General features: G+C 50.7%; 19 protein-coding genes. 4 read left to right on the top strand and 15 right to left on the bottom strand.

Annotated features, from left to right (window positions below; translation table 11 throughout):
* Window positions 1-30: 30 nt before the first annotated feature.
* From AAC022_RS22130 to AAC022_RS22115, 4 genes are all read right to left on the bottom strand, one after another.
* Window positions 31-1,218: an AI-2E family transporter gene (locus AAC022_RS22130; RefSeq protein WP_339734548.1), complete on the bottom strand. Its 1,188-nt coding sequence runs from the start codon at window positions 1,216-1,218 to the stop codon at window positions 31-33.
* 148 nt (window positions 1,219-1,366) lie between these two features.
* A complete protein-coding gene (locus AAC022_RS22125; protein ID WP_339734546.1) occupies window positions 1,367-2,596 on the bottom strand; it encodes a DUF1570 domain-containing protein in 1,230 nt (409 codons plus the stop codon).
* A gap of 69 nt (window positions 2,597-2,665) precedes the next feature.
* Window positions 2,666-4,849 carry a PPC domain-containing protein gene (locus AAC022_RS22120; RefSeq protein ID WP_339734544.1) on the bottom strand — a complete coding sequence of 728 codons (2,184 nt, stop codon included), beginning with the start codon at window positions 4,847-4,849 and terminating at the stop codon, window positions 2,666-2,668.
* Between the two features lie 113 nt (window positions 4,850-4,962).
* Window positions 4,963-6,309 carry a DUF1501 domain-containing protein gene (locus tag AAC022_RS22115; RefSeq protein ID WP_339734542.1) on the bottom strand — a complete coding sequence of 449 codons (1,347 nt, stop codon included), beginning with the start codon at window positions 6,307-6,309 and terminating at the stop codon, window positions 4,963-4,965.
* Window positions 6,310-6,835: 526 nt separating this feature from the next.
* Here AAC022_RS22115 and AAC022_RS22110 point away from each other — a divergent pair.
* Window positions 6,836-9,337: a DUF1549 domain-containing protein gene (locus tag AAC022_RS22110; protein ID WP_339734540.1), complete on the top strand. Its 2,502-nt coding sequence runs from the start codon at window positions 6,836-6,838 to the stop codon at window positions 9,335-9,337.
* A 396-nt stretch (window positions 9,338-9,733) separates the two neighbouring features.
* On the opposite strand, the gene AAC022_RS22105 is transcribed toward AAC022_RS22110, so the two are convergent.
* From AAC022_RS22105 to AAC022_RS22090, 4 genes are all read right to left on the bottom strand, one after another.
* On the bottom strand, window positions 9,734-11,242 hold the full coding sequence (locus tag AAC022_RS22105) for a sulfatase-like hydrolase/transferase (RefSeq protein ID WP_339734538.1): 1,509 nt from the start codon (window positions 11,240-11,242) through the stop codon (window positions 9,734-9,736).
* A gap of 236 nt (window positions 11,243-11,478) precedes the next feature.
* Window positions 11,479-12,000 (bottom strand): prepilin-type N-terminal cleavage/methylation domain-containing protein, encoded by a 522-nt coding sequence (locus tag AAC022_RS22100; RefSeq protein ID WP_339734536.1) that lies wholly within the window; start codon window positions 11,998-12,000, stop codon window positions 11,479-11,481.
* A 557-nt stretch (window positions 12,001-12,557) separates the two neighbouring features.
* The gene (gene metG, locus AAC022_RS22095; RefSeq protein ID WP_339734533.1) at window positions 12,558-14,603 is read right to left on the bottom strand and encodes a methionine--tRNA ligase; all 2,046 of its coding nucleotides are present in this window, start codon (window positions 14,601-14,603) and stop codon (window positions 12,558-12,560) included.
* A 216-nt stretch (window positions 14,604-14,819) separates the two neighbouring features.
* Window positions 14,820-15,827 (bottom strand): CNNM domain-containing protein, encoded by a 1,008-nt coding sequence (locus AAC022_RS22090; protein WP_339734531.1) that lies wholly within the window; start codon window positions 15,825-15,827, stop codon window positions 14,820-14,822.
* A gap of 351 nt (window positions 15,828-16,178) precedes the next feature.
* Here AAC022_RS22090 and AAC022_RS22085 point away from each other — a divergent pair, with 351 nt between their 5' ends.
* The 3 genes from AAC022_RS22085 to AAC022_RS22075 all read left to right on the top strand — a co-directional run bounded on the left by AAC022_RS22085 (window position 16,179) and on the right by AAC022_RS22075 (window position 19,843).
* Complete coding sequence (locus AAC022_RS22085; protein ID WP_339734529.1) at window positions 16,179-17,675, top strand: hypothetical protein; 1,497 nt, start codon at window positions 16,179-16,181, stop codon at window positions 17,673-17,675.
* Window positions 17,676-17,744: 69 nt separating this feature from the next.
* Window positions 17,745-18,719 carry a sugar phosphate isomerase/epimerase family protein gene (locus tag AAC022_RS22080; protein WP_339734527.1) on the top strand — a complete coding sequence of 325 codons (975 nt, stop codon included), beginning with the start codon at window positions 17,745-17,747 and terminating at the stop codon, window positions 18,717-18,719.
* 2 nt (window positions 18,720-18,721) lie between these two features.
* Complete coding sequence (locus tag AAC022_RS22075) at window positions 18,722-19,843, top strand: glycosyltransferase family 4 protein (protein WP_339734525.1); 1,122 nt, start codon at window positions 18,722-18,724, stop codon at window positions 19,841-19,843.
* Window positions 19,844-19,877: 34 nt separating this feature from the next.
* Here AAC022_RS22075 and AAC022_RS22070 read toward each other — a convergent pair whose 3' ends face one another.
* From AAC022_RS22070 to AAC022_RS22040, 7 genes are all read right to left on the bottom strand, one after another.
* Window positions 19,878-20,285, bottom strand: coding sequence for a hypothetical protein (locus tag AAC022_RS22070; RefSeq protein ID WP_339734523.1), 408 nt, complete (start codon window positions 20,283-20,285; stop codon window positions 19,878-19,880).
* Window positions 20,286-20,463: 178 nt separating this feature from the next.
* The gene (locus AAC022_RS22065; RefSeq protein ID WP_339734521.1) at window positions 20,464-21,621 is read right to left on the bottom strand and encodes a hypothetical protein; all 1,158 of its coding nucleotides are present in this window, start codon (window positions 21,619-21,621) and stop codon (window positions 20,464-20,466) included.
* A gap of 25 nt (window positions 21,622-21,646) precedes the next feature.
* A complete protein-coding gene (gene guaB / locus AAC022_RS22060; protein WP_339734519.1) occupies window positions 21,647-23,128 on the bottom strand; it encodes an IMP dehydrogenase in 1,482 nt (493 codons plus the stop codon).
* Between the two features lie 130 nt (window positions 23,129-23,258).
* The gene (rsmA, locus tag AAC022_RS22055) at window positions 23,259-24,194 is read right to left on the bottom strand and encodes a 16S rRNA (adenine(1518)-N(6)/adenine(1519)-N(6))-dimethyltransferase RsmA (protein WP_339734518.1); all 936 of its coding nucleotides are present in this window, start codon (window positions 24,192-24,194) and stop codon (window positions 23,259-23,261) included.
* Complete coding sequence (locus AAC022_RS22050; protein WP_339734517.1) at window positions 24,181-24,798, bottom strand: riboflavin synthase; 618 nt, start codon at window positions 24,796-24,798, stop codon at window positions 24,181-24,183. The genes rsmA and AAC022_RS22050 overlap by 14 nt, the downstream gene beginning before the upstream one ends.
* A 55-nt stretch (window positions 24,799-24,853) precedes the next feature.
* The gene (gene pssA / locus AAC022_RS22045) at window positions 24,854-25,741 is read right to left on the bottom strand and encodes a CDP-diacylglycerol--serine O-phosphatidyltransferase (RefSeq protein WP_339734516.1); all 888 of its coding nucleotides are present in this window, start codon (window positions 25,739-25,741) and stop codon (window positions 24,854-24,856) included.
* 19 nt (window positions 25,742-25,760) lie between these two features.
* Window positions 25,761-26,810 carry a phosphatidylserine decarboxylase gene (locus AAC022_RS22040; RefSeq protein WP_339734515.1) on the bottom strand — a complete coding sequence of 350 codons (1,050 nt, stop codon included), beginning with the start codon at window positions 26,808-26,810 and terminating at the stop codon, window positions 25,761-25,763.
* Window positions 26,811-26,845: the final 35 nt, after the last annotated feature.

Genomic DNA, 26,845 nt, shown 5'->3' with positions numbered 1-26,845 from the left:
GCACCGCCCCTACTTTTGGATTTCTCTTGGTTATGCCACTGATGTCGATTCGCCGGGCAGAATTCCTGCCAGCAGGTTGCCGGCGGTTTGTCCTGATTCGAATCGCATGAGCACAATGCGGATCGCGGCGGTGATCGGGACGGCGAGAATCGCGCCAATCGGTCCCCAGAGCAGTGTCCAGAAGGAGAGTGCCAGCAGCACGGTGACGGGGTGCAGTTGCAGACCTTCGCCCATGATTTTGGGTTCGATGGCGTTTCCGATGATCATCTGAATGCCGCCTGGAATCAGGATGACAGCGGCGATGGTCCAGGGACTGTCAGAGAATTGCGCAAAGGCGACGGGAATCGGGAGCAGCGTGGCGATGATGGAGCCGATCGAGGGAATGAAGTTCAACAGGAAAGTAAGAATCGCAAAGACGAGCGCGAGTTCCAGGCCGAACAGGGAGAGCGTAACTCCCACCAGAATACTGGTAATTAGTGAGAGAATCAGTTTGGTGGAAATGTAGCTGCGAATTTTCTGTTCGATTTCCCGATAGATTACATTCTGGACGACCGCTTCAGGATTGCGTCCTGCGAGCAGAAAGATCACAAAGATCGCGACGAAAAAAGAGGTCGTCGTGAAGTTGAGCGCAGTCTGCATGGTGCCGATGGCGATGACTCGCAAGGCGTTTTTCATGTAGTCCGTGATTTGATTCTGCAGGGCATTCAAGTTGATTCCCATTTTTTCAAACCAGCCTGTTTCTGGTTTTTTTGCTTCCACAGGTTGAGAATCAGTGGGGGGAGTTGTCGGGGGAGTGGCAGAGTCAGGTGCGGTCAATTCCAATAGTTCTGTCGCGGATTTCTGTTGCGGGTCATCGGCTTCTTTGACGGCGGCGAAGGTTGACTTGATGAAAATTCCCAGTTTCTCACTATATTGGGTTTCCGCTTTGGCGATGACCTGTTGGGTTGAGTAGATCAAGGTCAGGCAGATGAGAAAGCCGATGGAGAGTACCAGTAGCAGCGTGGCAGAAATGGCGATGATGTGCGGCATTTTCCATTTCAAGACGAGTAAATCGACTAACGGCGTGAAAATGGTGACGATGAAAATAGCAATGACGAACGGGATCAGGACCGCTTTCGTGATGTAAAACACAAACGCAAGTGCAATGATCGCGAGTAACATTAAGCAGCCTGTGATCACCTTGGCTTGTTCATCCGAGGGTTTCAGGGAAGTCGACATGGAGAGTGCCCTTTTATGATGAGTGCGGTGACGCACGAATCGGTTTGAATTTCCCGAAGAAAATGTGCCCAAAAGACGCCGCTTCATTCAAGCCGCGTATGCGCAACGATACTGGGAAACGGGAATGGTGCAAAGAGAAAAACCGCGATTAGCGGCTGATTTGTCGCATGTATTTGAGAAATTGCTGATCGAGGCGGGCGAGATCATTGCCGAACACGGATTGAAAGTCTTTGAGGCGTTCTTCGGGCGTCGACCAGATGAGCGGCTTACGGGCGGCGATCAAATGCAGATATTCTTCGTACTGCTTACGTTTTGTTTTAATCAGGAAGTAGGAAAACGCCCAGGCTTCTGCGTAAGTGTCGAGTACGGTTTCCGCATTTTGAAATCGTTCATCAGAGGTAATGAGCGTCTGCAGGGAATCAGCGGTTCTGCGGGAGCGGGCGTAGTTCTGAAACTGGGTGAGTCGCCAGGGATTCGGTTTGCCGACGGTGCGCCAACCGGTTTTACTTCGCAGGTCGGGCGTTTCAAAATAGGTGGCCATGCCTTCGGTGAGCCAGAGCGGATTGTCGGCGAAGCGGGTATGCAGGCCGATATTAAAGGCAATCTGGTGCGTGCATTCATGAATGATGGTCGCCATGTTGAACGGCGACTTCCGTAGTTTTTTCAGAATGTCAGCGTCGGTGAACGCGGGGCGTTCGTTGGGGGCGGCAGTTAAATCGTAAAGTACCATCCGGTTCGATTGGATGGAAAAAAAGCCGTGCGTGGCGGATGTGCCTGCACCCAATAGCTGGCTGGCGTATTGTTCAAAGTTGGCGCGATCTTTAAAGATGACGGCGATTAAGGGAACTTCAGGATCATGTAGCGGCTGTTCTTTGCTGTCCCAGTAATTGTGGAGCACGTTGTACAATCGCTCGAACAGATAACTACACCACTTCGAATAGCGTTTTCCGGCCTGACTACAGATGGTGAAGTGTTTGGTGTGGGTAATTGTGAAATCAGGACCAAACTCCGCCTTCAATTGCTGTTCAAGTTCGGAGTGCGTGAACGGCGTAAAACGTTGATCGAGTTCTCGTTTTTGTTTGAGTTGTTTCGGTGTCGCCGTCAATAAGCGTCCATCGCGGGTCAATATCACCACGCCCCCATCCTGGGCTTCGAGGACTTGTGCTGCCTGGATGGTCTGCGTCTGCTGTTGTGCATCGACAAAGGTGAATTCGTACAGCCGCTGGTCTGGTTTTGCGGTGGAGTCCGATTTTGCGGGTTGTTGCGCATGCAGCCGTTGATGATTAGCGGAACCGAACCAGATGCAGAGGAGGGAAACAATCAGCGCACGCTGTATGAAGGACAGCACGGGCCTTAATTTCAAATCTCTCCACATCATATCAGACTTTCTGCGCAGAAGTGAACCGGATACTTCCAGAATAGGGGGGAGAGGGGCAGAAGTCGATCCCTATTTTTTAGCCAGTTTGTCTTTTCCTTCAGAATCAGTAATCGTCAGATAAATGACGTTCGATGCATAGTTGGTTGTAATCGAGAATGTGATTCCGACGCGGGCCATCGCGACGAAGGGAAAGCGTTTGATGGGCTTCGCTTTTTCCGATGCTTCGATGACCAGTGTTCCTTCCAGCGTATCGCCGGCCAGACGGGTTTTGCTCTTCTTGGAGAGCGTGACTCCCGGAGGAAGCTGTTCGCCAAATTTCGATTTGAAGTACATAAAGGAAGTCGCGAGTGTAACCGGGTCTTTATAGACTTCGCTGCGTTTGATTTTGACTTTGATCTCAGCCGACTCCCCGGGCTTCAAGACGATTTCACTGGGAGTGGCTATGACTTCCAGCAGGTCGAGTGGTTTGGTGACGCCCACGATAGATGTGTGAATCGGCCAGCGTGCCTGTCCGCCGCCACGTGATTGAACTTCACAGGTGATACGGCCTTCACGGACGATTTCGCGTTCTTTGCCATCGGGGCCGGGGACTTTTGCTTTCCCGGTAATTTTTACGAGTGACGCGTTGATCGGCGCATCTTTGGCGGCTTTTAAAATCAAGCCGCAATCGTTCACGCCGGGTGGGAGTGTGACCGGTTCTAAAGTGACCCCTTTGGGGAGGCCTTCAATGTTCATTTCAATCGGGCCATCGAAGCCATTCAGTCGTTTCACTTTGGCGAACCAAAGCATGTTGGTTCCCGGTGCAATTTGTGAGTAGTAGTATTCGCCGTGGATTTCGAATTCCGGACCGCTGAGCTCTGCGGACAGATGGTAGGTAAACCGTTCGCCCCCACGATCGTGTAAGTCGCGAACGGTAACGAAGTATTCGGCGTCGGCAGGCGCTTTAAAATAGAATTCCGAATCTTTAGTCTGCAGGCCGTCGTCGGCTTCTGAATTGGCGCCACCGTTGACGTAGATCCGTTGTGCTTTGCCTTTGGTATCGTAGACTTGCATGACACAGTCGAGCGGAAGTTCGATGCGGTTGGACATCAATTTAAAGAAGTAGTATTGACCTTTTTTGGCTTTGATCGAGTAGTAGTGAGTCTGTTCGGGCTCGCTCAGCTGGGCGCTGACGCCGCCGGGCAGCGTGAGCGGGAAGGCCGTTTTGGTTGAGATGTTCGTGCCGGGGGCTGTTACCTGAGGATCATCGCTGATCAAAGTCCAGACGGCGTTAGTCTGGCCGGCTGGTGTCTTAAAGGTTCGTTGCGCCCAGCCGGTTTCTTTGGCGTCGGCAGCGGAGAACGTGGTTTTCTGCTGTCCTTTCAACGCGTGTCCCTGCAGTGTGACTTCGGTGGTTTTGCCCTTCTGAACAGCCAAGGGCATCGTGTGATACACAAACGGTGTGTCACTGACTTCGATGCAGTAGGCATATTTTCCGGTTCCGACATAACGGGCATCACGGATTTCAAACACATATTCGCCATCGGCGGGCAGCGTAAACGTGATCAGTGAGTCGGATTTGACGAAGTTGTCGTTCTGCGCGAGGATTTGTTTCTGCGGTCCATACAGAGTCAGAATGGAATCCATCAGATAGACGGTGGAAGTCTGCATGGTATGAATCGCTTCGGTGACGCGTTGTGCGTAAACTTGCAGCGTGATTTCCTGTCCTTTTTTACCGGTGAACTTAAAGCAGTCCACGTCTTCGGTTTTTTCGCAGATTCCGCAGACCGTTGAAGGGAGCGTGACGACCTGCGCGGTATCGAATTTGTTGTTGTCTTTCTTTTCGACTTCTTCGATCACGGGATAGGGAGTGACCAGTAAGTGGGAGACGCTGGAGACCGCCTGATCTGTGGCGACCCGGCATTCATAAATTCGTGTGGGCTGATCTTTGGGAACTTCGATATCAAAGGCAAACGGAGTTCCCACCGAACCACGGCCACGGCGGGGCGCTGCTTTCGGCTTGGGTTCCGTAAAGGTCATCTTGATGCCGGGCTGATCGAAGAAGATAGAATGTGTTCCATCCAGAGTGTAGCTGCTGTGGAGCTGGATTTTTCGCTTATCCCCTTGTTGAACGGCGGCGGGTTTAAACGTGACCAGTTGCCGAAAACCGATTTTTGACGGTGGCGGTGTTTTCTTTTCATCGGCCGCTTTTGACGGAGTTGATGTTGAGAAGAACAGGCTCAGAGTCAGTAATGAATAAGCTATGCAGCGCATCGGTTTGTCCTGAATGAGATCAAATTGAGTGCCTGAAAGCAGGGATACCCCTTTGAACGTAACGTCCAGAGGGGCGATCACTGTTAAATGAGTGAGGAGTTCGTTCGTGGAACTTAACCCATCAATTCCGGGATGGGCTGTCCTTCATTGATAATGAGAGGACGTCCATCTTCGGGAGAGACGAAGTAATGATCCAGGTTGACTCCCAGTTTGGTATAAATGGAAGCCGCAACATCGGCGGGGTAGTATTCTTTTCCAACCGGACGCGAACCGATGTCATCGGTGGCTCCGATGATCTGTCCTGCGGGAGTGCCGGCACCGGTCATCATCATGGTCGATGCGGTGGCCCAGTGGTCACGGCCGGCGGCTGAGTTGATCACGGGAGTCCGTCCGAAGTCGGTCAGCCAGACGACGAGTGTGTTATCCAGCATGCCCCGTTGTTTCAAATCGAGTACCAGCGAAGTCAGAGCCCGGTCGAAGGGGGGCAATGATTTTTTCAGCGATTTGAAGTTATTGGTGTGTGTATCCCAGCCACCACTGCTGACGGTGACAAAGCGTGAGCCCGATTCAATCAGGCGGCGGGCCAGCAGACAGCTTTGTCCCAGGTAGTGACGTCCGTAATTATCGCGGGTTTTGTCCGATTCATCAGTCAGATCGAATGCCTTTTGTGTGTCAGCAGAAGTGATCATACTAAAGGCGTTTTGATAGTGCGCGTCGGATGCCTCAAAAGCATTTTGATTTTGATCGGTCTGACGTTGCAGTGTATCGATGGCTTGGAGTGCCTGCTGGCGTCGTTTCAGACGATCAACGGTAATCCCTGATGGTGGAGAGATATCACGCACGGTGAAATTTTTACCATTCGGGTCGCCGGGAATTTCAAAGGGATTGTACTGCAATCCCAGATAGCCACCCAGTCCGCCATTAAAGCGGCGGTCGACGTTGGTGCCGATTTGAATGTGGGGCGGAATATTGGTTTTGAACCCTTTGGTCTTCGCAATCACTGCACCATAGCAGGGATAGGTAACCGACGGATTGAATTTGTGGCCGGAGAGCATGAAGGCATCTGCGGTGGAGTGTGAACCGTTTTGCGGGTTCAGGTTCCGCATAATGCTGAACTCATCGGCATGTTTGGCAAACAGCGGCAGTTGATCAGAAAACTGATAACCGGGTAATGCTGTGCTGATAGCAGAAAAATCGCCACGCACGTCAGCAGAGGCATTCGGTTTGGGGTCGAAAGTGTCGTGATGGCTCGTTCCACCACGTGTCCAGATCAGAATGCAGTTGGTATCATTTTTGGGGTCGGCTAGCGCACCGGATTCACTGTTGGAAGCATGAGCCTGACCTCGCAGCATGGAATCGAGAGTGACTCCAAATGCGCTGAGCGCACCAACTTCTAAAAGAAATTGACGTCGGCTACCGGTCTCACAGTTGGAAACCTTTTGTGGGAAAAGCTTCAGCATCAGAAACTCCTTAATGTGGCAGGGCCCTGTGACTTGGCGGGAATATATTGGGAGGGACAATTATTTTGATGTTAACATTTTGGAAAGATAACTAACATAATTGTAACCGTTTATGTAAGGTAGGCAAATATAAAATCGGCTTCAAAGCGGGAATTTATCAAGAAGGAAATGAGTATTCAAAAAATCATTCCTTGATCAGTTCAAAATATAGCGGTAAAATAAGAGGAGTCGACGTTTTCTGTATCCGATTAGTGTATAAGAGATAAGTTCTCTTCCCACCCTGCCCGTTAAAAAATATTACTAAAAAACAGAGGTTTTTTTTGCTTTTGTTTCGTTTTTTAGTATATTTAAGTATAAATGGTCCTTTATGTTAGGCCATTGAATTCCCACCTGATACTGCACCCAACCTGCCAACCTCGCCTGTGCAAGGCGCTGACTTTGCGATGTCATACATTTTCCGTTAGAAGCATTCCCATGCAGGGTCGCTTTCTAATGGCAAACTGCAAACATAAAGAGAGTTGATCTCATGAAGAACTGGAAGTCTCACTTGAAGAGAAATCACTTGTTGAACCGCATGCTGGTTATAGTTTCGTTTGCAGTCTGTTCGTTTCTGCTCAACGTGGGCGAGGCGGCTGAGTCCGCGTTTTCGGTTTCGCCAGAAAAAACAACGCTGACCGGTTTACTGGATTATTTCCAGATTCAGGTGCCCGTGATGCAGGATGGAAAGATTGTCGGCGACCAGACACATCAAGCACGCTACACCAGTCTGACTCCCAAAATTCTGGAAGTGAACTCAGAAGGCCTGGTGCGTCCGATTGGTTTTGGCGCAGGGAAAATTCAGGTTGAACACGCGGGCAAGAAGCGTGAGATTTCTGTGACGGTTAAAGCGACTCCCAATGGCAAGAATGCCAGCTTTGTCAAAGATGTGGTGCCCGTTCTGAATAAAGGGGGCTGTAGTCTGGGAGGCTGTCATGCGTCTCAGTTTGGTAAGGGGGGCTTTAAGCTGTCTTTATTTGGTTATGCTCCCGAGCAAGATTATCCCGAGATGGCCCGAGATGATCGGCAGCGCCGGATTTCCATTTTGCAGCCTGAGAAAAGTCTGCTTCTTCAAAAAGCATCGATGGCGATTGCCCACGGTGGCGGAAGACGGTTTGCGAAAGACTCTTATGAGTATCGCATTATGCAGACCTGGATTTCCGAAGCGGTAACAGAGATCGACGACAAGGAGCCCAAAGTAGTCGGCATGGAACTGTCTCCCATGTCGCGGCGATACAAAAAAGGAGACATCCAGCAACTTCGTGTGATTGCCGAGTACAGCGATGGTTCCAAGCAGGATGTGACCGCGCGGGCTCAATATGATAGCCTGGTAGAAATCATTGCGACGGTCTCGCCGCGGGGGAAAGTCGAAATTCAAGGGCCCGGCCAGACCGCCATCATGGTGCGTTACATGGGGCAGGCAAAAATTTCGACGGTGGTTTCTCCCTACAAATCAAAGGTCAATCTGGCTGATTTCAAGCCGAATAACTTTATTGATGAACAAATCAAAAAACAATTTGATGCACTCGGGATAGAGCCCTCTCCGCTTTGTACAGACGAAGTATTTATCCGCCGCGCTTTTCTGGATTCGATTGGCACCTTACCGACGCCGGAAAAAGTAAAAACGTTTCTGGCATCCAAAGCACCCGACAAACGGAGTCAGCTGGTTGACGAACTATTGGGCCTGACCGGCGATCCGGCGCGCGATGTGTATGTGGAATCTTGGAGTGCGTATTGGGGGATGAAGTGGGGCGACCTGCTGCGAATTAACCGGAATAAAGTCGGTGATGGCGGGATGTGGGCGTTTTCGAACTGGATTCGTCAGTCGTTGCGTGAGAACAAGCCGGTGGATGATTTCGTGAGCGAGATCATTACAGCTCAAGGTTCGATTTATGAGAATGGTCCTGCCAACTATTTCAAGATTGCGACCAAGCCGGAAGATCTGGCTGAAGCGACATCGCAGATCTTTTTAGGCGTGCGTTTGCAATGTGCGAAGTGTCACCATCATCCATTTGAGGTTTACAGCCAGAAAGACTATTACAGTCTGGCTGCGTTCTTCACGCGTGTCGGCAATAAAGCGAGTGTCGATTTCGGTGCTTTGGGAGCGGATACGATTGTCAAAGTGAAAAGCAGCGGTTCGATTCGTCATCCGCGGACTCGCAAAACGATGGAGCCGACCCCCTTATTGGGTGAGCCGATTGATGTGACGTCCTATCGCGATTTCCGGCGTCCCTTGGCACGCTGGATTACGGCGCCTGACAATCGTCTGTTTTCAAAAAACATGGTCAACCGCTTTTGGTCTTATTATATGGGTTCCGGATTTATTGAGCCCATTGATGACATGCGGGAAACCAACCCGGCTTCAAATCCGGAGTTGTTGGAAGCGCTGGCCGATCATTTTGTGGAATCAGGGTATAATTTGAAATCGCTGATGCGGGCGATTATGAATTCACGGGCCTATCAGTTGTCATCCGAGCCACTGCCGGAAAATGTGGCGAAGACTCGTTTTTATACGCACTTTAATGTAAAACGCCTGCCAGCAGAGGTGATGTTGGATGCAATCGACGATGTGACCGGTTCTCAGGAACGCTTTCGTGGTGTACCTGAAGGAACGCGGGCGATTGAACTGCCTGACCCGAATTATACTTCCTACTTCCTGGATACACTGGGGCGGCCGAAGCGGGTGATTACCTGTGAGTGTGAGCGCACCAGTCAGCCGAATCTGGCGCAAGTGCTGCAGGTTGCCAATGGGAAGTTGATCAATACGAAGTTAGCGACCAAGAATGGTCGGATTGAACAGTTGTTGAAAGCGAAAACACCCGACCATGACGTCTTTACCGAAATGTATCTGGCGGCCTTCAGCAGGTATCCCACGAAACAGGAACTGGCGCATTGCGACCAGATTGTCAAAGGTTCCAAGGATAAGCGAGAAGGCTATCAGGATGTGATGTGGGCCATCAGCAACAGTCGGGAGTTCCTGTTCAACCACTAAGCCGCACTGATTGGATCATAGTTTCGGGTGGCACCGTTGGCTTGTCCAACGGTGAAAGTGCTCCAGCGTGAAATAGGTAGCATGTCGGTGATTGTATTGAATCTCATATATCAAACCGGCACTGTCGGGCAAGCCGAGCAGTGGCACACAACAGTCTGAAGTGAAGTGCACACATCGATTCCCACAGTAGAACTCACGATCTTCAATCACGAAAAACACGACTGTACTCGATAACATTCCTGTCATGAGCGGAATGGCGCGAGCCACCGTTTTTGAAACAGCAGTCCAACTACAACCAGGTCGTTCTCATTCATTCGGACTGGTCATTGAAAATGGGTATGAACCACAGCTATCGCCCTGCGGCGAATCGGCATTGAAACATGGTGTGATATCAACTCAGGGTTGTTTCTGGTTTTGCTTTTTCTTTTCCGCCTGCTTGCGGTAATACTCAGAGATGATTTTGCCTTCGTATCCAGATCTTTCCCAGGCGGGCCAGCGGGGTGCTTCCGCTTGCACTTCTTCGTAAATATCCCGCATCTGCTGTTTCATTTTCTCGAAGATCTCTCGTTCACTCTCAGAGCGATCTGTGGTTTCGGCGATATCATTCTGAATATGATACAGTTCAAAACCGGTGAGTCTGGCTCGTTTCAGATCGATGATTTCCTGTTCTGTAATGCTGCCCGAAGGTTTGGGAGTGGGAACATCGAGTCGTGCCAGCAGTTTCCATTCTCCATCGCGAATAGCGACTTTCGGTTCGTTGCGTGCCCGATTGAACTGCCAATACAGGGGTTTGGTGCGATTGAGTGGCTCGCCTTTCAAGAGCGGCAGTATGTTTGTGCCATCCAGAACGCGGTCTGTGGGGGCAGGAATCTTCGCGACCGCACATAAGGTTGGCAGAATATCAACACCTGAGACAGGGATACCGCTGGTGGTACCCGGTTTGACATGAGCGGGCCATTGCACAATGCCGGGCACGCGAATGCCGCCTTCGTAGGTCGCTCCTTTCTTGTGGCGGAGCGGTCCGGAAGAACCGTGCGGATGGCGTTTGGTGATCGCCGGGCCGTTATCGCTGGTGAAGATGATCAGTGTGTTGTCGCGGAGTTTTTGATCTTCAAGTGTTTTCAAAATACGGCCAAAGGCGTCGTCCATTTGGGTGACATTGCCGTGGTGTGCGGGCAGGGTGGAGCCTTCAGGCGCGGTGTAGAGCTTGCGGAACCGTTCTGCACTGGCGATCGGTTCGTGTGGTTCATGAAAGCAGACAAACATGAAGAACGGTTTTTCTTTATCACGCAGATTGACAAGCCAGTCCTCGGCTTCATCGGCGACGAGTTGTGCCGCGTAGCCTTCCTGCGGGCCGACGGGCTTCCCGTTTCGCACAAAATTGAAAGGATTTTCGTGAGTCGGCAGAGCATTGTTCTGTGTCGCAAACCAGTGATCAAACCCATGGTCGGAAGGTTGAGGCTGCCCCACCATATTGAACATGCCATTGAGATGCCATTTACCGGCGTGGCAGGTGGCATAGCCGGCTTGTCGCAACAATGTCGCGATGGTGATTTCCTGTTTGCGGACGTGCATCGGGGAATACATGGGGATCCAGTTAAAGACGCCGACGCGGAAGGGAGTGCGGCCCGTCATCAGGCCGGTCCGCGAAGGGGAACAGTTTGGATGGGCTGCATAACAGCTTGTCAGCTTCAGACCTTCTTGCGCAAAACGATCGATGTTGGGGCTCTTAATAACCGGATGGCCATAACAGGCAAGGTCGCCATAGCCCAGGTCATCGCAGAGGACCACCATGATGTTGGGGCGTTGGGGAGATGGTTTCTGATCCGTATTTTCTGCAGAGTGCAATGTTGTCGTGAACAACAGCGTCAGAATGCATACGGCGGAAATCTTGAAGAGTTGCATTTCAAATTGCCTTTCTGGATCTGCAGGCAGTCCCGCTGACGGAGCGCGACGCTGCGAGATCAGTTAACCAGGTGCTTCAATAATACTTAAAAGCAATTGGCGTGGAAAAGCAACTCAATTCGGTAGTTCAAAAAAAAGAACCCCTTACACGATTCCTCGTATAAGGGGTCTTTTCAGTTCACTCTTAATTATCGAGAGCCGTCCGCTACTGCTTCAGAGCTGGCGGAATCCGTTCTCTAGAAGGTGTCTAGTTTGCTGCCATCAGCGGCATCACCTTCATTATTTCCTTTGATTTGGCCGGTAGCAGGATCATAAATCCAACCGACAATTTCATCACCATCTTTGGCAGTTTCGTCGGTTTCCGTACCAGGCACATCAGAGACGATCATGATTCCACGACCACCCGTGTAAGGATTGGGAGGAATGTTGCCAATCAGGTAAGGGCCAAATGCTTTGGAGCCTACAGCACCAGTTGAGCCATCTTTGTCGCTGGAAAGCAGCAACGCATCACGGAAATCGTCAGTGTCTGACGAACCGTCGGCTGGGTATTTTCCGTTATGCTGGAACTTAAAGAGTTGGATCTGACCACGCAGAGTCTGCAAATCCTGTACGAGTACAGATTCTTTAGCGTCGTCATTCGTTGATGTAAATTGTGGTAATACTGTTGCAGCCAGGATCCCCAGGATCACGACCACAATCAGGACTTCGACGAGTGTGAAACCCGCACGTCTGATGTTTCGTTGTGTTGTTTTAGTCATTGCCCTTCTCCGAGATTTAAGAATGTGCTTGTCACATTGTTGTTGTTTGAAAGTGTTATCAAGAATTCTCCATTCATCTTTCCTCTCAGGAAAGGTGGGAGAACTCCAAAGCGCTTCCGGATCGAAAACATGTGATGTCTATTGTTTCAATTCACGTTTCAGATCCCAGATTGCAATAACCAGTATCAGAAGGGATACCGACTGACTGGCCATCGAAAATCTATGTTTTTTAAATGGGGAGTCAATTTAATTTCAGGAGAATTCACGGTTCATGAGCCGTTCTGTAGCAATTGGGATGATTGGAGCGACTGTCGTTGAGGACATCCCAAGAAATAAGTGAAATCTCTCCTGATTAGTGGATCGGGCTGCATTTATTGTTCAGAAGGTCTGGGTCGGCGAAAGTCTGCGGGGTTTGTCGGTAGGGTGGATTGTTCGGAACAGGTTGTTTTTGTCCGAGCCACAAAAGTCAACAGGCATGATTGAAGAGGCACGAAGAAAATAAGCCACCAGAGAAAACTCTGATGGCTTAATGTGTCATCTGATTTCAAATGCGTAGTTTAGTGAACGCGTTGTCCGGGGACGGCGCCTTCATCGGGTGTGAGCAGAAAGACGTCTTTTCCACCCGGTCCTGATGCGAGAACCATGCCTTCGCTGGTACCAAATCGCATTTTGCGTGGCTTGAGGTTCGCACAGCAAATGACCAATCGACCGACCAGCTCTTCCGGGTTATACGCACTCTTAATACCAGCAAATACGTTGCGACGTTCATCGCCACCCAGACTCAGCGTCAGTTGCAGCAGTTTGTTCGCTTCGGGAACCGCATTGGCTTCCACGATGCGTGCTACACGCAGGTCGACTTTCACGAAGTCATCAATCGTGCATTCTTCCGACATCGGTTCCTGTTCGAGAGCCTCGCCGCCATCGTTCCATTGGGAGGCGGCGACTTCGCTACTGGCGGCTTCGGCTTCTTCTTTTGCTTCATCGGTCATGGCTTGTACCTGTTTCTCTTCGATACGTTTAAATAAGTGTTTGAATTTATTGACGGCGGTTCCCGACAGCGGGGTCTGTGCCTGGTCCCAGTCTGTAATGGGATCATTCAACAACTCGCCCGTTTGTTCGGACAGTTGGGGAAGTACGGGAGACAGGTAGATCACAATCTGACGGAACAGATTCAAGGCAATCGTACAGATATCCTGCAGTTCCTGCTGGCGGCTTTCGTCTTTCCGTAGTTCCCACGGTTTCTGATCTTCGACATATTTATTGGCGCGGTCGGCCAAAGCCAGAATTTCTCTCATTGCGCCGTTGTAGTCACAGTTTTCATAAGCGGCCGCGATGGTTTCGCTCTGTTTGGCCGCGTGTGCGAACAGTCCGCCGTCGTCCGGATACGTTTCGGAAAGTCCAGTGTTCGCGACAAACTTGGCCGAACGACTGGCCAGATTGACCACCTTGCCTACCAGGTCTGAATTGACTTTCTGAGTGAACTCTTCCAGATTCAGATCCAGATCATCCAGTCTCGATCCCAACTTGGACGCGTAATAGTAACGCAGGCAGGCAGGATCAAGATGATTCAGATAGGTGGCCGCTTTAATAAATGTGCCCTTGGATTTGGCCATTTTTTCGCCGTCCACGGTCAGGAAACCGTGAATGTGGACTTTTTCGGGCAGATTGAAGCCGGCGGTTTTGAGCATCGCGGGCCAGAACAGTGTGTGGAAGTAGGTGATGTCTTTGCCGATGAAGTGATGGACTTCGGTTCCCGAATTCTTCCACCACTGGTCGAAGTCTTCGCCGCTCTTTTCGCACCATTCAAGGGTGGATGCGATATATCCGGTGGGCGCGTCGAACCAGACATACCAGTAGTTTCCAGGACTGTCGGGGATTTCAAAGCCGAAGTAAGGGGCGGGGCGGGAGATATCCCAGTCGCGGAGCGGGTCTCCCAGGAAGTGTCCTTTAAGATAGTTGGCGACTTCCGTTTGCAGATGTTTGCCGGACTGGGTCCATTCTTCGAGAAACGGGTGCAGGTCTTCGATGCGGACAAACAGATGATCGGCGGTGCGGACTTCCGGTGTAGTATTGGAAAGCGTGCTGATCGGATCGGTCAGGTCGGCGGGTGTGTAAGTGCTGCCGCATTTATCACAGTTATCGCCGTATTGATCAGGGGCTTTACATTTTGGGCAGGTTCCTTTGACGAAACGATCTGCCAGGAATGTATTTTCCTGTACGTCGAACAATTGTGTGACTTCTTTTTCATGAACCAGACCGGCTTCGCGGAGCGCAGACCAGATTTCATGACAGAGTTTACGGTTCTGTTCGCTGTTCGTGCTGCCGTAATTATCGAACTCAATGTTGAAGCCGGTGAAGTCGGCGATGTGTTTTTCGCGGACATCGGCGATCAATGCTTCTTCAGAGCGACCTTCCTGTCGGGCGCGGATCATAATCGCGGTGCCATGCGTATCGTCGGCGCAGAAGAAACGGCAATTGTGTCCGCGCAGTTTCTGGAACCGGACCCAAATGTCGGTCTGGATGTATTCCACGAGATGGCCAATATGAATATCACCGTTGGCATAAGGCAAAGCAGCGGTGACTAAAATGCGACGTTGGGTCATGATGATTCCGGCTCAACTAAAATAGATTTAGACGACTATACTAATGTTATGAAATCAGACACAGGAATTGCAGAGGGGTTCAGGAGAATGGCCTTCATTTGGCGCTTGGATCATACGATTCCGGTGTCTTGGAGAATCTCGATATTCTATAGGGCGTTGATTGTACGCCCGTTGGTCCGATCCCGCAATCCAGCCGAAAAACCGGCAGAAATGCACTTATAAGGCACGGGGATCTAATATCAAGGGGCCTTGTGAGGAGCAGAGGGCATTTACGAGATCCAGTTGGCTGACGATGCCAACCTGTGTGTCATTCTGATAAACGGCACCGTACGCGGCAGAGGAGTTTCTCAAGAGATAGAGTGATTCGAGCATACTGAAATCGGTTTGTATTTGCGGCATGTTATACACGGCGGGGATGATGGGAGAGGGAGATGTAATCAGGTCGACCAGTTTGATGTAAGCCGTCCATTCACTCTGATTTCCCCGGGCGCGAATCGGGATAAACGAAAGCCGGTTCTGTTTTGCAATCTGGATGATTTCCGTGGCGTCTGTGGTGCGTGTGACTCCCGTGATTTCGTTTTGGGGAATCATGACTTTAATGACGGATTGGGCTGCCGTGTTGAACATCCCGCGGACCAGTTGTTTTTGCGCGTTACCAAGCAGACCTTCGAGGTGCCCCTCTTCGAGAACTTTAGCCAGCCTCTGGCGTCCCAGCACCAGCTGTGCAGGTTTGGTGCGATCGGGAGAGAATCGTTCCAAAAGGCGTGTGATGGAGACCAGGGGAGTGCTAATCAACCAGAATGCCCGATAAAACAGATCAAACCAGAAACAGTAACGTTTCAGCAGCAGGGATGGTGCCCGATAATACAGGTTTTTGGGAACGAGCTCGCCAAAAATAAAAATGATCGGCGTGAATAAGATCGTCATGATAATTTCAGCAGAGCCACCCGACTGATGAAACACTTCGGCGACGCCAATCGAAATGGCGATGGTGGTCAGGTCATTTGCCAGATTATTTCCGATGAGTGTGGTGGCGACAAAATAACTGGGGTTCTGTGCAAACCAGCAGAGCCGTTTGGCAACCAGATCACCATGGTTGGCATCGATATTCAATCGTAAGAAACTGACACGGTAAAAACCTGTTTCGGAACCACTGAAGAGGGCCGAGAGGCGCAGGCCAATAGCAAACAGTGCTACTGCACCAAGTAGAGGGAGCCAGTTCAACGTTGAATTCAACCTTCCGTACGAACACAAACAGGACGCTTTCCCAGTGGTTACGTCATCAATGAGTGATGGATTCTCTTGAAACAGAAGCAAACTTGCAAGAGGTGTCTCGATTTCTGGGATGAAAATCAGCGACTATTTTCAGGCACTCCCAATCTAAGGGCTACCATTTTCACGATCTATGACCTATGTTTTAAGGGTAGTCTGGTTACCTAGTTTTCTCATTTTGACAAGCACTGATCCGAGCATACTGGCAGTCAAATAGTGGGACTGTCACCTGATGTGGTCAACCAGTCTAAGTCGCTTCATTATAAGAGTTTAACCGAGTTCTTTTCATATAAGTAAGATGTTATGAAAGTACAACAGTTTTTAGATCATCACGGGATTACTGAAAATCCGTTTGGGCAGGAAGATGCCCAGAGCGATCATGTATTCAAGGAATTCTGCCTGGATGGGACGCATCATCCGGTGTGGGACAAAATTTTCTCCAATCCCGCCAATCCGTCGACGTCTGTCGTCTTTGGTGAGAAGGGAGCCGGCAAAACGGCGATCCGGATGCAGATGATCGAACAGTTACAAAAACATAATGCGGATCATCCCGACAGCCGTGTGTTCGTGATTGAATATGATGATTTTAATCCGTTTCTGGACTGTTTTCGCGAGCGGTATTCAGGTCGTAAACGACGCCCCGAGCGATTGCTTTCGTACTGGCGACTGTGGGATCACATGGATGCCATTCTCTCGCTGGGTGTAACTCAGCTGATCGGCCAGACCATCGAACCAGACGATTCTGAAGAGAACAATATTCGATCGGTTTCGAAATCACAGGTTTCTCATTTGTCTCATCTGGAAAAGCGGGACCTGTTATTGCTGGCGGCGTTTTATGATCACAGTCTGGATATGCCGGCCGTTTTGCGCTGGAACCGATTGCGCAGGAAACTGAAATTCGGATGCTGGAAAACCGAGTTTGAACGTGGTGCGGGTTTTTTGGTGACGATGGTGACCGTCGGCCTGGTATTTTATCTGGGGGACTGGAAAGATTTTCGCCAGTGGTGGATCTGGCTGATCATGTTTGCTGGCTGGGCTCCCTGGTTGTGGAGACAAACAACGCTGATGTGGAAAGCGTGGCGGGTCACACGGGAAGTGCGCGTGTTTGATCATCTGCCGAATGCGTTAAGAAAAATTCTGATGCGGATTGAACGTCGGGAACTCGCCGGTCAACCGATTCCCTGTCGGGATCGGAGCGATGACCGTTATGAGCTGCTGACCAAATTTCAGTCGATTCTCAAGAAGCTGGGTTTCACGAACATCGTGATTCTGGTGGACCGCGTGGATGAACCGCATCTGGTCAACGGTTCCGCCGAGCGCATGCGTGATCTGCTTTGGCCGATGTTCGACAATAAATTGTTAAAGCATCCAGGCGTGGCGTTTAAACTGCTGCTGCCTTCTGACGTGGTGTATTATCTGCAGCGGGAAGAGAAGGAATTTTACGAACGTTCGCGGCTGGATAAGCAGAACTTGGTTACATCGCTAGACTGGACGGGTGAGTCTCTCTATGACGTCGCCTGTGATCGCGTGCGGGCCTGTTCCAAAGATCATGGCTCAGGACACTCGATTAAGGATTTGTTCGACGATTCGATTACCGAACAGGAATTGATTTCACAATTTGCGCAATTACGTGTGCCGCGGCATTTGTTTAAGTTTCTTTACCGTTTGATCGTTGATCACTGCAATCGCTATACGGTTGACAATCCGAGCTGGAAAATTAACCGGGAAACACTGCATAAAGTGCTGAGCCTGTTTCAGCGAGATCTGGAAGCCTTCGATCGTGGGATGGGAACAGGTTGAAAATGGTCTATGGTTGCGGTAGCTTAGAAGGATAACAAACTCATACTTCTTCCCACCGGAATCATCTTCATGCAATCGAACCTCAACCGACGCGAAATGCTGGCTGCAACAGGCGGTGTGTTGGCGGCCGGATTTACCGCGTCTCCCACTGCCTCTGCTGCTCCCTCCTCCACGCGCAGTGCCGCTGAGCCTTTTGGCTATTGTTTCAATACCAGTACCATTCGCGGTCAGAAACTGGGAATCGTCGAACAGATCGATTTAACGTCCAAAGCCGGCTACGATTCGATTGAACCCTGGGTGCGTGACATTGATGATTACGTCAAAGGCGGTGGTTCACTGGCCGATCTGAAAAAACAGATTCAGGACGCAGGTTTAACTGTGGAGAGTGCCATTGGCTTCGCGCAATGGATTGTCGATGATGAAGCGAAACGCAAGGAAGGCCTGGAACAGGCAAAGCGGGATATGGACACGCTGCGTCAGATCGGCGGGATTCGGATCGCAGCACCTCCAACGGGAGCGACCAATCAGACCGATTTGAATCTGTTCGAAGCAGCCAAACGTTATCGTGCATTACTGGAACTGGGCGATCAGATGGGAGTGATTCCGCAAGTCGAAGTCTGGGGCTTTTCCAAATCGCTTTCCCGGTTGGGAGAATCGATGTTTGTCGCCATTGAAAGCGGGCACAAACAAGCATGTCTGCTGCCAGACGTGTATCACATTTATAAAGGGGGCTCTGATTTTGAAGGACTTGGTTTGCTGAGTGGTTCTGCGATTCAGGTCTTCCATGTCAATGACTATCCCGCCGATCCGCCGCGTGAGACGATTAACGATTCGCATCGTGTTTACCCCGGTGATGGTGTGGCGCCGCTGTCTGAAATTTTCCGCATGATTCATCAGGCCGGTTTCCGAGGCGTGTTGTCGCTGGAATTATTCAATAAGGATTACTGGCAGCAGGACCCATTGGTTGTGGCGCAAACGGGTTTGCGAAAAACCAAAGAAGCGGTTCTGAAAGCGAAACTCGATCAACCTCCAAAAGCTGACTGAACGTGAAGCGGATTGCCCTCTTATTTGAGTTTGGTTCGTTGAATGGGGGCGAGCATTCGATGCTGTCCGTGCTGTCACGGCTGCATAGGCACTCGTTTGAGTTCGTCGCGTTTTGTCCTGCCGAGAGCTTGTTGGCAGGACAGCTGGCGGCGTTGAATGTGGAATGTCACGCGATGTCGTTTCATGACTCAGCGAGGCAGCGTTTATCGCGTGAAGACGTGGCGGCTCAGATGTTACCAACACTGCAGGCAGGCGGCTTTGATTTGCTGCATGCGAACAGTCTTTCGATGTCGCGTTTGACTGGTGCGCTGGCGTCACAGTGGCCGATTCCCTGTTCGGGGCACTTGCGGGATATCATCAAACTCAGCAAAGCGGCGATCCGGGATTTGAACCAGAACCGGCGATTGATTGCGGTTTCCGAGGCAACCCGTGCGTTTCACATTGCGCAGGGATTAGAGCCGGATCGAGTGACCGTCTGCTATAATGGTATCGATGGGGAACGCTTTCAGCCACGACCGGCGACGGGGGCTCTGAAGCAGGAGCTGGGGCTGCCGAACGATGCAAGGCTCTGCTTAACCATTGGTCAACTCGGGCTGCGCAAGGGGCAGGATGTCCTCGCGGAAGCAGCGGCGATTCTGGCGGCGCAAGGAGATCAGAACACGCATTTTGTTCTCGTCGGAGAGCGGCACTCACAGAAGCAGGAGAGCATCGACTATGACCGGGCCATTACGGCTGCGTTTGCGCAACCAGGCTTAGCGGGTCGCCTGCATCGGCTGGGATACCGGGAAGATATCGCATGGTTGATGAATGAAGCCGACCTGCTGGTGCACCCGGCCAAGCAGGAACCTCTGGGCAGGGTTTTATTAGAAGCGATTGCCAGTGGACTGCCGATTGTGGCGACCGACGTGGGGGGGACCAGTGAAATTGTGCAGCACAGCGCTTCTGCTTTACTGGTTCCCGCCAGTAACTCGATTGAGTTAGCCGACGCCATCAAACGGGTGTTAAGTGATCGAAGTCTCGGCCAGTCCCTCGCAGATGCGGCGCGGCTGCGGGCGCTGGACTGTTTTACCAGTGAGCAGGCCAGCCAGCGGATCGTAGCGTTCTGGGACGAATTGTGCCAATGATCTGCCGCTGGTGGCGCAACGCATTCGGTCGGGTTCAGACTGTTCCACCACTGGGATGAAATTCTTCCCAGCGTTTCCAGGCATAATCCCATTCCATCCAGAGCCTTAATACGGACCAGAGGGTGCGCATTTTACTTAATTGTTCCGGCGGAAGTTTCGCCTGTGATTCAACGGCATCCTGAGTCGCTGATGTCAGGCCCCAGTGTTTTGCCAGTTCGCGACAGAGGTTGTCGGCGGTGAGATCAATCTCTGCGTCTGCCGAAACAAAACCGGCGCCATCTGCCATAACGAACAACTCGAACAGTTGACCGCGGTAAGGGTCCAGTTCCAGAGGTTTGGTTTCCGCTTCTGCTTCGCTAACCAGTTTGGCAACGCGTTTGATAATATCGTTGGCTAACTCACGCGAGGCAGAAGATACGTTTTGACTGGGGTCGATCGACATGGCTGGGTTGTTTACTCTCTTAAACGCTTGATTTCCGCTTGAATTCAAATACAAAAACAGACTTTGCACTAGTAGAGCAAAGTCTGTTTAGAGAATATCGAATTTCGATCATTTCAGCAACCACGGCCGTTTTGAATCAGGAGTTCCTGCTTGAAAACGGCCAGCGATTCGGCTTGACTTAAGGCAGCAGGAAGATCAGGCCGGTTGCTGTAAGTCCTTCGGTAACGGCCGCTTTTGTATTCCAGGGAATCCCGTTGATTCGTTTAGGCGTGTATTCGCCTGGACGGTAGTAGCCCAGAGGGTAAATCTTTTTTCGTACAGGGTCGATGCTCATCTGATAGGGGAGTGCAAGTAACTGACCGGTGAAGCGTCCTATAGAGACAAAGGGCTGCACCAGATCTTTGCGTGAGTTCCCGTAACGTTCCAGGTTGGTGTCCTCAAAATAGAGCGGATTGTAATTGATGTCGGAAGCTTCCCAGGTATAAATACTTTCTGAGAAATTCCGTCCGACATACGGTTCACGGCTCAACTGAAATTCTTTCGGACATTCCATCACCATCCCACCCTCTGCTTCAGTGAGTTTGCAGGGTTTGCCATCCGGACGAGGACAAAGGTTTCGGCATGGTTCATTTTTCGCGATGTTTGGATCGGGCTCATAATCGAAGAAAGGTTGAATGCCGCCAATTTTCTTCAGCAGGTGCGGCGTTTCATCTTCGAGATCTTCCCCGGCAAATTTCATGTCGTCATACCCGGGAGAGGCTGCATCCTTATCAAAGGCTTTTTGTTCGTTGATAAAACGGGACCCGCTTGAATTCCCCTCTGGGAATAAGGGATAATCTGGAGTTGAATTGCCGCTGGCATTTGCTGGGGTTGATGTGTTGAAATCGAGGTTAGTCGTGGCACTTTTGGCTACCGGTTGCTTCTGTTCCAGACCGATTGTTTTAAACGGCTCTGCGATCGGTTCGAGAGTGGTTACCGGCACGTTACTTTGGGGAGCAGAAAGCGAATTGACGTTCGCTGAACCCGGTTGTGTGTTTTCGGTAATTGCTGGAACGGTCGGTGTTGAAAAATGATCCGGAATCTTACGGAACTCGGGTGCAACTTCGGTTGCATCGGGATTTTGATTCGACTTGCGTTGTTCCCGACGCTCTTTGCGTTCCTGTTTTTTCAGCTCACGTTTATTTTCGCGTGAGAGAGACTCCCAGCGTTTTTCCGGAGAACGGCTTTTCAATTCTTCCCAGGTTTGTGCTGGTTCTGCTGACTGAGAAAGAAAAGGATCTGTCGAAGCAGGTTCGCTTGCGACAGAGAAAGGGCTCATTCCCAGCGTGAGTGCCACGGCCAACAGCCATCGCAGACGGCGACTATTCCATGGAATGTTCGGCTGTGTAATTTGGTGCTTCCTGAGTAACTGCAATATCATGCGGATGGTTCTCCCTAACCGTTGCTGCTGAAACCTGAATAAACCGGGCCTCGGTTCGCATTTCCGCGATAGATTGGACTCCTAAATAACCCATGCCTGCCCGTAGTCCACCCACGAGTTGATAGAGTAAATTTTGCAGCGGACCTTTATAAGGTACGCGTCCTTCTACTCCTTCAGGTACCAGTTTTTTAGCAGTGTCCTTTCCATCTTGACTGATTGAACTTTGGCGGTAGCGTTCGCTACTACCTTTAACCATTGCTCCCATCGATCCCATACCACGGTAGCGTTTAAAGCTTCGTCCATGATACAAAATCAACTCACCCGGACTTTCGTCCAGACCGGCGAGCAAGCCCCCTAGCATCACCGTATGAGCACCAGCTGCCAGTGCCTTGGCGATATCACCACTGTAACGAATTCCCCCATCGGCGATGACTGGAATTCCAGTCCCTTTCAATGCTTTTGCTGCATTGGAAATGGCCGTTAATTGCGGCACACCGACACCTGAGATGATTCGCGTCGTACAAATTGATCCGGGCCCAATTCCGACTTTGACGGCATCTGCACCTGCATCTGCCAGATCACGGGCACCCTGTTCTGTCGCCACATTTCCGGCGACCACATCGATGTCCCATCGGCTTTTAATTTCTCTCACGGTCTGTACAACATTGCCAGAATGGCCATGTGCACTGTCAACAACCAGGAGATCAACGCCCTTCTCAATCAGTAAAGCGGCTCGTTCAAAATCAAATACACCAACCGCAGCTCCCACACGCAGCCGTCCTCGTGAATCTTTTGAGGCCAGCGGGAACTGCATCGTCTTGTAGATGTCTTTAATCGTTATGAGCCCCTTCAGTTGATAATTTTCGTCAACCAGCAGAAGTTTCTCGACCTTATTTTCCAATAATATCCGCTGCGCTTCCTCAAGTGTTGTATCTCCTGCAGCCGTCACAAGCTTATCTTTCGTCATTACTTCAGAAATGCAGGTGTCTGGCGTGTCAAGAAATCGTAAGTCTCTGCTCGTTAAAATCCCCACAAGTTTCCCATTTTCCGTGACGGGGACACCTCCAATGTTTCTCCGCTTCATAATTTCGGCAGCTTCTGCCACTGTTGCTACGGGGGGGAGGGTAACAGGATCAACGATGACACCGTGTTCGCTGCGTTTGACCAGGTCGACCTGCATCGACTGCTGTTCCGGCGTCATATTCTTGTGGATGACGCCAATACCGCCTTCCTGGGCCATCCCAATGGCCATATCACTTTCTGTGACTGTGTCCATGGGGCTGCTGATGATGGGAACATTAAGGGGGATATTTTTGGTGAGTTGGGTGGCAACACTGACTTCGGAAGGCATTACTTCACTATAAGCGGGCTGCAGCAAAACATCATCGAAGGTAATTCCCTGACAGATAATTCGATCTTCCATTGTTCCTCTCCTTCGCGTCTCTTTAATGTATTTTCTAGAATGGTTTGATTTTATAGGAAAATATTTTTTATAAAACCAGTTCTCTCTGATTGACCAGTTCTCGCCCATTGGTTTGGACTCTGGTCGATTTTTAAATGCCCGTCGATTGTGCACCCGTCTGTTGTGCGATTTGTTCCTGAAACGAATTTGCCAGTTCGATCATTTCGGAAATCGTAAATTCTTCGGCCCGCGCTTTTTCGATTTCGATGCCGTGGACTGATAAAATCTCATCGACAGCCGACTTGGTCAGTTGCTTGCTATACATGCTTACGATAGTGCTGCGCATCAATTTTCGTCGGTGCTGGAAGATCCGTCTCAGAAAATCCTGAAAGAAGACACGGTCTTTGATCGTTTCTTTGAGCTTCGGGTTCGGAGTGAGCTGCATGATGGCAGAATCAACTTTGGGCCGCGGCCAGAAAACGGTGGGTCCCAGTTTTTTCAGAAGTTTGACAAAACATTGCGACTGCAGCCAGACCGACAAAGCACCGTAATTGGAACTCGATGGTTTAGAGCACATCTTTAAGCCGAGTTCATATTGAATCGTTACCACCATGCGAGTCCAAGGGAGATCGGAGGCGACGATGTTGGAAATAATCGGCGTAGCGACGTTGTAGGGTAGATTGGCGACCAGTTTGAGTTGGCTGCCGGGATTGGCGGCCAGTTGTTTTTCAATCGCATCGAGTACCGTGGGGGACATGTGATTTTTATTTTTTAAGGCATCACAATTGAGCAGTGTGATATTGTCGTACCTTTGGATGGCTTCACTGGCCAGCGTATGCATGTTGTGATCGTATTCGACCGTAATGACGTGTAGGGCCCGCTGTGCCATAAACGTCGTCATCCCGCCGGTTCCGGTGCCAATCTCGAGCACAATATCCTGCGGTTGAATATTGCCGTGTTGAACGACGTACTCGACGATATTCATATCGATCAGAAAGTTTTGACCCAGATCAGAGCGCGGGTTAAAGCCATGCCGCTCGAAGAGCTGCATTAAATAAGATCGAGTCTGCCTTTCATCGTCTTTCATTGAAACCATCAAGTGTTAAGGGAATCAGTTTTTGAACGTATTTCCCGAGGATATCTGTTTCGATATTTACCACGCTGCCAACCTGTTTTTGGCCGAGTGTGGTTACTTCCAGTGTGTGCGGTATGAGCGCGATACTGAAAGCCGTTTGTTGGCATTCCACAATCGTCAAACTGATTCCATCAATGGTGACCGATCCTTTGGGCACCATCTGCAGGGCAAGTTCCTGAGGGACTTCGAACCACATTGTAATCCATTCCCCGTCCTGGTCGATGGATTTTATCGAACCTACGCCATCCACGTGACCTTGAACAAAGTGGCCCCCCAGACGCCCGTTGGCCGCCAGGGGTCGTTCCAAATTGACCAGATCACCAACCGTTAACAGCCCCAGGTTGGTTTTGGCTAAGGTTTCTGTGCCTGCTTGAAACTTCAGATAGCCATCATTGATTTCAACAACAGTCAGGCAGCAGCCGTTGATGGCCACACTATCACCGATATGGGCATCATTCGTGATGAGATCCGAAATCTCAAGAGTTAAATCGATGGCTGAGCCGTTCTTTTCCAAAAGATGAACGGTACCTCGACCCTCGACCAGTCCCGTAAACATCGGCGACAGTACCTTCAGGGTTCGATAAGTAAGGGGAATTAAACCATCCAGTTTCTCAAATTTGTTTCGATTTGTATAGTCGCCCGGAGAGTACTTCTTCCCAAAAAGCACGAATTGGAGACGAAAATGCGAAATAACAGAATAAAACGGGGATTGCCAGTTCTTGGACCAGGAAGATCAAGGCGATCGAAAATACCAGTTGGATCACATGGCGTCGGCTGCGCTGGCCAGTGAACAATTGATTAAACACATGCATATATCGAATGCGGGAGACCATTAGGGCGGCAAGGGTGAATGTGATCCAGGGGAGTGACCATTCGACAGCGGGAATCAGCCACTGCGCGACAGATTGTGAAAATGACCCTGGTTCGGTTTCAGCCAGTTTATAAAGTCCGCGCATGGCGATGGGGAACGATGCGACCGCGCCCGCCGCTGCCGGGGAAGGGAGTCCACTGAAGCCTTCGTGAGAGTCCTCTTCATCGGTTTCCACATTAAAGCGTGCTAATCTTAAGATAGTACAGACGGCGAACAGCAAGGCGATCACCCAGAGTAAACGCGGGTGATAGTCGGTGCGAAACTGAACCATTTGCAGCATTAGAAATGCAGGAGCGATGCCGAAGCTGATGGCATCGCACAGGCTGTCGAGTTGCGCGCCAAATTCGCTGGTTTGGTTGGTCCAGCGGGCAGCGCTGCCGTCCAGTGCGTCAAACAGCATGGCGACGAAAATCAGCACCGCTGCAATAAACAGGTGCTGGTTATCAAACGAATTGAAGAGGCCGGGCGTGGTTCCCAGCATGCGGGTTAAACCGCCTCCGGTGGCAGCCTGGCCCAGGTATTCCGGACCGACTTTCGCAGCATAGGTGATCGCGCCGAATCCGCAGGCGGCATTGCCCAACGTTAATAACGTCGGGAGCACGGCGATCAGTTTGCGCTTCTTTTTCATCAGTTTCCTCAGCAGTTAATCAAGGGGTCTTTTCTGGTGCGGCTTTATTTGGCGAGGCATATTTCGCCAGGATGCTCGAACCGGCTTTCAGTTTATCGCCTGGTTTTGCCAGAATTTCCAGCCCTTCTTCTTTTGGAAATACAATCACGGTTCGCGAGCCTAATTTGATCATACCAAATTGGGCGCCCTTGGATAATTCGTCTCCCGGTTTCAGTCGACAGACAATGCGACGGGCGATCGCGCCTGTGATCTGCTGCACAAGCATGGGTCTCAATGTGGGTTCGGGAGTTTGCAGGTAGATTTCCAGCCGTTCATTTTCCCGCGTTGATTCAGGGCGGAGTGCGTTCAGGCATTTACCGGGTCGATAAGTCAGTTTGATAATTTTGCCTGCCACAGGCACACGGTTGATGTGTACGTTAAAGATGGAGAGAAAGATACCAATTTCAATGGCAGGGCCGCCAATGAATTCGTGATGGTCCAATTCTTCGATCGTATCGAACGTCCCATCGGCGGGGGAGACGACCACGCCTTCTCCTTCGGGGATCATACGCCTGGGGTTGCGAAAGAACCAGACGATTTCCAGGCCAAGCAAAAACAGGGTAAAGACCAGCAGCCAGCCAATGATTGCGAGAGCACCCGAAAGTTGGCTGGAGAGAATCAGTCCGGCTAACAGTGCCATACCCCCGAAGAAGAGAGTCGAGAGCACAATCAGTTCTGCTAAACCTTCCCGGGCAAATGGCAGGCGGCTGCGATAGGCAAACGGATCGTCTTGTTCGTCCCAGTAATAGCCCCCCTGATTTTCATAATACTTCAAGTCACGCGGATCAAGCACCTCGTGCGGGCAGGGGTTGAAGTCGCCTTTGCGCGTGCTCTGCATTTTCTGGACATAGCCACGTCGAAAGGTTGTTAACCAGAGCCGGCGCCAGCGTCCCCAGAACATTTCCAGATTGATAATCATGCCACCCCCCGGCTGGATGGTTTTCAGCTGGGGGTCCATCGGTTCGACAGCAAGCGGGGCGTACGATTTTTCTGTTGTCTGCGGGCTGGTTTGTGGTGAAGTTGAACTCATCAGGAGATTTTTTCAGTTGGTATGATTTTGAATGG

Origin of the sequence: uncultured Gimesia sp. (assembly GCF_963976445.1) — a bacterium.
In the GTDB taxonomy this organism is placed as follows: domain Bacteria; phylum Planctomycetota; class Planctomycetia; order Planctomycetales; family Planctomycetaceae; genus Gimesia.
Note: the sequence above shows the minus strand (reverse complement) of the source record. Positions and strands in the feature narration are given on the sequence as shown.